This window comes from Kitasatospora sp. NPDC058170, assembly GCF_042883905.1.
Classification (GTDB): domain Bacteria; phylum Actinomycetota; class Actinomycetes; order Streptomycetales; family Streptomycetaceae; genus Kitasatospora.
The window spans coordinates 1-7,238 of sequence record NZ_JBHVUV010000036.1; the positions used below are offsets into that span (position 1 = coordinate 1).

Here is a 7,238-nt window from a genome sequence, read left to right on the forward strand (position 1 = left end):
TTTTTAATCATCCGCCCCCCCCCTATAACAACACAAATCGTTTCGCCGGCAGCGTCAGTTGTTTATAAGACCCCGGGGCCCGCGGAGCGCCCCGCTCCCCGACCGCGTCGGGGAGCGGGCCGCTCGCGTTCCACCGAGGTCAGCCGCGGGAGGAGCGCCACTGGCTCATGATCAGCCAGACCAGGTAGCAGCCGCCCACGACGCCGGTGAGTACGCCGACCGGGAGCTGGGTCGGGGCCAGCAGGCGCTGGGCCGCGAGGTCGCTGAGGGCCAGCAGCAGGGCGCCGAGCAGGGTGGAGCCGAGCAGGTTGGGGCCGGTGGCGCGGGTGAGGCGGCGGACGGCCTGCGGGGCGATCAGGGCGACGAACGGGACGGGGCCGGCGGCGGCGGTGGCCGCGGCGGTCAGGCCGACGCCGATCAGGACCAGCCAGACCCGGGCGCCCTCGGTCCGGACGCCGAGCGAGGAGGCCGCGTCGTCGCCCATCTCCAGCATCCGCAGCGGGCGGCCGAGCAGGAGGGCGGCGGGCAGCAGCAGGGCGAGTGCCACGGCCATCGGGCCGCAGTGCTCCCAGCCGCGCGCGTTGAGGCTGCCGGTGAGCCAGACCGCGGCGCTCTGGGCGTCGCCGAAGGAGGCGCGGGCGATCAGGTAGGCGTTGAGCGAGGAGAGCAGTGAGCTGACGCCGATGCCGACCAGCACCAGGCGGTAGCCCTGGGTGCCGCCGCGCCGGGCCAGCAGGTAGACCAGGACGGAGGTGAGCAGCCCGCCCACCACGGCCCCGCCGGCCACGGTGGCGGCGCTGCCGCCGATCACCAGGATCACGGCGAGGGCGCCGGTGGCGGAGCCGACGGTGAAGCCGATGACGTCCGGGCTGCCGAGCGGGTTGCGGGCGAGGGTCTGGAAGAGGGCGCCCGCGAGCCCGAGGGCCGCTCCGACCAGCAGGGCGGTGAGCAGCCGGGGCAGCCGCACCTCCATCACGATGTAGCGGTCGGCGCGCCGGCCGCCGCCGGTGAGCACGTCGATCACGTCGGAGACGGGCAGCGGGTAGTCGCCGGCCGTCAGCGACCAGACGACCGCGCCGCAGAGCGCGGCCAGGATCAGCAGGGCGACGACGGTGGCGCGGGCGTGCCAGCGCAGCGAGAGGCCGCCGGGCAGCCGGAGGGCGCGCAGCGGGACGGCGGCCGGGCGGGCCGGCGTGACGGGGGCGCGGTCGGCGGGGCCGGTCGGGCCGGTGGGCGCGGCGTCGGCCGACCGCTCGACCGCGGTGGGGCTGTTCACAGTTGGGCGATCCTCCGGCCGCGTACCAGGGCGATGAAGAGCGGGGCCCCGATGAACGCGGTGACGACTCCGACCTGGAGTTCGGCGGGGTGCAGGGCGAGCCGGCCGATGATGTCGGAGGCGAGCAGCAGCACCGGGGCGAGGACGGCCGACAGCAGCATGATCCAGCGCTGGTCGGGTCCGCAGATGTGGCGGGCGAGGTGCGGGACGGCCAGGCCGATGAAGGCGATCGGGCCGACCGCGGCGGTGGCGGCTCCGCACAGCAGGGTGATCGCGAGCAGGCTGAGCAGCCTGGTCCGGCCGGGGTTGGCGCCGAGCGCGTGCCCGGCGTCGTCGCCGAGGGCGAGCGCGTTGAGCGGCCGGCCGAGGAACAGGGCGAGGACGGCGCCGACCGCGAGGAAGGGCAGGACCTGGCCGAGGACGGCGGAGTCGATGCCGGCGAGGGTGCCGACCTGCCAGTACCGGAAGCGGTTGAGGGTCAGCGGGTCGAGCAGGATCAGCCCGTTGACGAAGGCGGTGAGCACGGCCGTGACGGCGGTGCCAGCGAGGGCGAGCCGGGCCGGGGTGGCCGAGGCGCGGCCGCCGCCGCCGAGGATCTGGACGACCAGGGCGGCCACCGCGGCGCCCGCGAGGGCGAACCAGACGAAGGCGCCGAAGGAGCGCAGGTCGAACAGCGCGGTGCCGGCCGCGACGGCCGCCGCGGCGCCGCCGTTGATGCCGAGCAGGCCGGGGTCGGCGAGCGGGTTGCGGGTGAGCGCCTGCATCATGGCCCCGGCGATCCCGAGGGCGGCGCCGACGGCGATGCCCAGCAGGGTGCGGGGGATCCGCGAGTGGTGGACCACGATCCAGTCCTCGGAGGCGGGTTCGTGGTTCAGCAGGACGTGCAGGACCTGGCCGGGGGCCACCGAGCGGGCGCCGACGGCGATGCCGGCGAGGGCGAGCAGCGCGAGCAGCACGAGGGAGCCGAGCAGCCAGGCGGTGCGGCGGGCGGTGCCGGCCCGGCGGCGCGGTGCGGGCGCCGTCCGGGCCGGGGCCGGCTTGCTGAGTGTGTCGGCGGTCATGCGTGCGGCTGGTGGTCGTCCTCGTGGTGGTCGTGGTTGGCCACCCCGCGCTTCCAGTAGCCGTCCACGTCGACCTGGTTCTTGGTCAGACCGCACTCGTTGCGCAGGTAGCGGCGGATCGGCTTGAGGGTGTTGGCCTCGCCGGCGACCCAGGCGAAGCCCATGCCCTCGGGCAGTTCGGCGGCCCGGATGGCCCGCTCCAGCACGTCGGTGCTGCCGGACTCGGCGTCGCCGCGGTGCACCCAGGTGACGGTGGCGTCGGTGGCGGTGGCCAGGAGCTGCTCGTGCTCGGGGCCGGGGACCTCGGCGAAGGCGAGGACCCTGACGCCGGCCGGGAGCAGCTCCAGCCAGCGGGCGAGCGCGGGCAGGGCGGTCTCGTCCGCGCCGAGGAGGTACCAGTCGTGGACGAAGGGGATCTCCTCCGAACCGCGGGGGCCGAAGACGCCCAGCTTCATGCCCGGCTCGGCGGCCGCGGCCCAGCTGGAGCCGACGCCGGTCCCGTGCAGGACCATGTCGATGTCCAGCTCGCGGGCCTCGCGCCGGTAGTGACGGATGGTGTAGTCGCGGGTCAGCGGCTCGGACATGCCCTCGGGGGCGTCCATCCAGGTGTCGTTCTCGACGATCGGCTCGACCGGGAGCTCGTCGCCGGGGAAGGCGAAGCAGAGCTTCACGTGGTCGGTCGGGGCCTGCTCGCAGAAGCCCTCCAGGGCGTCGCCGGCGAAGGTCACCCGGACGGTGCCGGGGGTGACCCGGACGACCTGCTTGACCTCCAACAGGCGGTACTTGAGCGGATGGCGGACGATCCGCATGCGCGGCGGTGCCGTGTCGGTGTTCATCGGTCAGCCCAATCCGTGGGGGGTGTCTGCGAGCCCGGACAGACCCGTGCCGCCGTCCCGGGGGGAGCCGGGCGGCGGCACAGGGCGATCATCACATGATTAGGTTAGCCTAACCTGGCGTTCGGAGACCAGCCGGGGTACCGGCTTTCATGCCCCCGCCTGCCGGTCCTTCACCACCAGGACGCCCGCCGGCTCCTCGCCGACCGGACCCCCGCCCGCCGGCTCGTCGCCCGCAGAGGCCGCGCCCGCCGGCTCGTCACCGACCAGGCGCCCGCCGTCCAGCCGGACCACCCGGGGCAGCCGCGCGATGGTGGCCGGCCGGTGGGCGATGACCACCAGGGTGCAGTCGGCCCGCAGCTCGTCCAGCGCGTGCTCCAGCCGGGCCGCGGTCACCGGGTCGATGTCCGCGGTGGCCTCGTCCAGGACGAGGACCGCCGGGTCGGCGAGGACGGCCCGGACCACGCCCAGGATCTGCCGCTCGCCCGCCGAGAGGTTGCCGCCGCGCTGGCCCACCTCGGCGTCCAGTCCGCCGGGCAGGTCCTCCAGCCAGTCCCGCAGGCCCAGTTCCTCGACGGTCCGCTCGATCCGCTCCCGGTCGGGAGCGCCCTGGACCAGGGCCAGGTTGTCGGCGATCGTGCCGGAGACCAGCCGCACCTCCTGCGGCACCAGGACGATCCGGCGGCGCAGCTGCTCCTCCGGGATGTCCGCGAGGTCCGTCCCGGCGAAGGTCACCGAGCCGCCGTCGGGGTGGTAGAGGCCGCAGAGCAGCTTGGAGAGCGTGGTCTTGCCGGAGCCGGTCTCGCCGACCACCCCGGTGCGGCTGCCCTGCGGGAACTCCAGGGTGAGGGCGTGCAGGTCCAGGCCCTCGGCGCGGTAGCCGTAGTCGACCCCGACGCAGCGCAGGTCGCCGCGCGGGGGCAGGCCCTCGGCGCGGGCCGGGCGGCGCCCGGGGGTGGTGGCGGCGAGCAGGTCCAGCAGCCGGGCGAGCCCGGTACGGGCCGTCTGCACCTCGCCGACCAGCTGGGAGATGTCGGCGAAGGAGTCGAAGAGGTTGCGGCTGGCGACCACGAAGACCACCACGGTGCCCACGCTCACGGCGTCCCGGGTGACCAGCCAGCCGCCGGCCAGCAGCAGCACGACCAGCGCCGTGCCCTCGATCAGGCTGACCAGGTCGATCCGGTTCTCCACCCGCAGCGCACGGCGGGCGGCGCCCACCGCGTGCCGGTTCTCGCGGCCGAAGCGCACGCTCCAGCCGGCCAGCCCGCGGGAGGTCTGCAGCGCCTCCCGGGCGGTCAGGGTCTCGGAGAAGGTGGCCGCGACCGTGGCCTCGGCGGTGGCCTTGCCGCCGAAGGCCGCCCCGGCGTCGCGCTGGAACCACCGGGTGACCAGCAGGGTCAGCGGCAGGAAGACGACCAGCTGGACGAGCAGCAGCAGCCAGGAGTAGGCGAGCAGCACGACCAGGGTGAAGGCCAGGGTGGCGACCGAGGAGACCAGGTTGCGCAGGTGCAGCCGGACGAAGGCGGCGAGCGCGGCGACCTCGCCGGTGGCCCGGCGCAGTAGTTCGCCGCTGCGGTGGGTCTCCAGGAAGCGCAGCGGGGCGGTGGCGAGGTTCTCCACGGCCTGCTCGCGCAGGGTGCGGACGACGTCCTCGCCGCCCTTGATGAGCAGCAGCTCGCCGACCCGGGCGAGGACCAGCTGGGCCAGGCCGAGGCTGACCAGCAGGGCCACCGCCAGACCCAGTCCGGCCCGGTCACCCGGTGGTACCAGCGAGTCGGCGGCCAGGCCGATCAGCGGGGCGACCGCGACCAGGGCGGCGGAGTCGGCGAGGCCGACGCCGAGCGCGACGGCGAGACGGGCGCGGTGCGGGCGCAGGTAGGGCCAGGCGCGGCGGAGCACCGCCCGTTCGTCGGCCTCGTCCTGGAGCAGGGGCTGCTCAGCCACGGGCCACCTCCACGGTGTTGGTGGTCACGGCGTCGGGTCCTTCTTCGGCGGGGCTGTCGTCCTCGCCCGGGGCGGCGGCGCGCGGCGACTCCAGGGTCACCACGCGGTCCGCGGCGTCCAGGACGGCGGAGCGGTGGGTGGCGAACAGGACGGTGCGGTCGGTGCCGGCCCAGGTGCGCAGCCGGTCGAGGACGAGCTTCTCGGTGGTGGTGTCCAGGGCCGAGGTGGAGTCGTCCAGCAGCAGGACCGCCGGGTCGCCGAGCAGGGCGCGGGCGATCGCCAGCCGCTGCACCTGGCCGCCGGACAGGGCGGTGCCGCCCTCGCCGAGTTCGGTGTCGTAGCCGTCGGGCATGGCGGTCAGCTGGTCGTGGATGCCGGCGGTGCGGCAGGCCTCGTACAGGGTCTCCGGCTCGATGTCGCGGCCCAGCCGCAGGTTGTCGGCGACGGTGCCGGAGAGCAGCACGGGCCGCTGGGCGACGTAGGAGATCCGCTCGCGGACCTGGTCGAGGCGGGCCTCGCGCAGGTCGGTGCCGCCGTAGCCGACGGCGCCGCCGTCGGGGTCGTCGAGGCGGACGGCGAGGCGCAGCAGGGTGCTCTTGCCGGAGCCGGTGGCGCCGCGGACGGCGACGAACTCGCCGTGCCGGACGGTGAGGTCGACCGGTCCGAGGACGGTGCGGCCGTCCCGGACGGCGGTGACACCGGTGAACGCGAGGGTGCCGTGCTCCGGCAGGTCGAGGGCCCGGCCGGCGGGCGGCTCGGCGACGACGGGGCGGATGGCGAGGGCCTCGTCGATGCGGGCGGCGGCCACGTCGGCCTGGCCGCGTTCCAGGAGGCGGTCGACCAGGACGCGGGTGGCGAGGGTGACGATGGCCATCCACGAGGTGAAGGCGGTGAGTCCGCCGATGCTCAGCCGGCCGTCGAGGACGGCGAGTCCGCCGAAGCCGACGCCGGCGGCGACCGCGAGGCGGGGGACGAACGGCCCGACGGCGGCCCAGCTGGCCTCGATGCGGGCGGCGACGACCGTCCGCAGGGTGACCTCGGCGCTGGCCCCGTGGTGCCGGTCGACCAGCGGGCGGTGGCCGCCGGTGCCGCGCAGTCCGGTGCCGATCTGGAGCAGGTCGGCGACGGCGTCGGCGCGGTCGCCGTGGGCCTTGGCGAGTTCGCCGCTGGCGGCGGCGAAGCGGCGCGGGAAGTGCAGGTTGACCCAGACCAGGAACGGCAGGGTGCCGAGGGCGACCAGCAGCAGGCTGAGGTCGAGGGTCGCGATGAGGGGCAGCACGGTGAGGAAGGTGACGCCGAGGACGACCCAGACGGCGAGGCCGTGCACCCATTCGCGGACCAGGTCGGTGTCGCGGGTGGCGCGCATGGCGAGGTCGCCGTGGCCGCGGGAGGCGAGGGCGGCCCGGTCGAGTCCGGAGAGGTGGTGCAGCAGGCGGGCGCGCAGGTCGGCGCCGACCTTGGCGTCGGCGTAGCCGGCCCAGTACTGCCAGCCGTAGAGCCCGGCGAACTGGACGAGGGCGGCGAGCGCGGTGGCGCCCGCCCAGGTCAGCAGGGCGCCGCTGTCGTGCTTCTGGAGGCCGTCGTCGAGTGCCCTCTGGACGCACCAGGGCACGGCGAGGAGGGCGAGCTGGCGGATCGCCGCGGCGGTCATGGCGGCGGCCACGGTGCGGCGGTGGGGCCGCAGTGAGCCGCGGAGCAGGGCCCTGGCCCGGCGGCGGCGCTCGGCCGAGAGGGCGCCGGGTTCCAGCTCCTCGTCGGCCAGTTGCTCGGCGGTCAGGCCGTCGGACGGACCGGCGGCGGGTTCGGGCTGATGGGTGCTCACGGCGATGGCCATCCGTCGGGTAGCTGCGGGGGAAGCGGTGCGGGAGGGGACGGCGTGCGGCCGTCCCCTCCCGGGTGGTCAGGCGCTGCGGGCGATCAGGCTCGCCGGGCGCAGGTCGGTCCAGTTGGCGTCGATGTACTCGGTGCACGCCTGGCGGCTGTCCTCGCCGTGGACGGCGGTCCAGCCGGCCGGGATCTCCGCGAAGGCGGGCCACAGGGAGTGCTGGTTCTCCTCGTTGACGAGCACGAGGTAGCGGGCGTCGTCGTCCTCGAACGGGTTGGTGGCGCTCATCTGGATTCTCC

General features: G+C 75.3%; 6 protein-coding genes. All 6 read right to left on the reverse strand.

Features of this window, described 5'->3' with window-relative positions:
- Window positions 1-139: 139 nt before the first annotated feature.
- Window positions 140-1,168 carry a FecCD family ABC transporter permease gene (locus tag ACFVVX_RS31945; protein WP_387950840.1) on the reverse strand — a complete coding sequence of 343 codons (1,029 nt, stop codon included), beginning with the start codon at window positions 1,166-1,168 and terminating at the stop codon, window positions 140-142.
- A 104-nt stretch (window positions 1,169-1,272) separates the two neighbouring features.
- Window positions 1,273-2,337 (reverse strand): FecCD family ABC transporter permease, encoded by a 1,065-nt coding sequence (locus tag ACFVVX_RS31950; protein WP_387950750.1) that lies wholly within the window; start codon window positions 2,335-2,337, stop codon window positions 1,273-1,275.
- On the reverse strand, window positions 2,334-3,173 hold the full coding sequence (locus ACFVVX_RS31955; protein WP_387950752.1) for a siderophore-interacting protein: 840 nt from the start codon (window positions 3,171-3,173) through the stop codon (window positions 2,334-2,336). The genes ACFVVX_RS31950 and ACFVVX_RS31955 overlap by 4 nt, the downstream gene beginning before the upstream one ends.
- A gap of 147 nt (window positions 3,174-3,320) precedes the next feature.
- On the reverse strand, window positions 3,321-5,114 hold the full coding sequence (locus ACFVVX_RS31960) for an ABC transporter ATP-binding protein (RefSeq protein WP_387950754.1): 1,794 nt from the start codon (window positions 5,112-5,114) through the stop codon (window positions 3,321-3,323).
- Window positions 5,107-6,936 carry an ABC transporter ATP-binding protein gene (locus tag ACFVVX_RS31965; protein WP_387950755.1) on the reverse strand — a complete coding sequence of 610 codons (1,830 nt, stop codon included), beginning with the start codon at window positions 6,934-6,936 and terminating at the stop codon, window positions 5,107-5,109. The genes ACFVVX_RS31960 and ACFVVX_RS31965 overlap by 8 nt, the downstream gene beginning before the upstream one ends.
- 78 nt (window positions 6,937-7,014) lie before the next feature.
- Entirely contained in the window at window positions 7,015-7,227 is a 213-nt protein-coding gene (locus tag ACFVVX_RS31970; protein ID WP_387950757.1) for an MbtH family protein, read from the reverse strand.
- Window positions 7,228-7,238 lie beyond the last annotated feature (11 nt).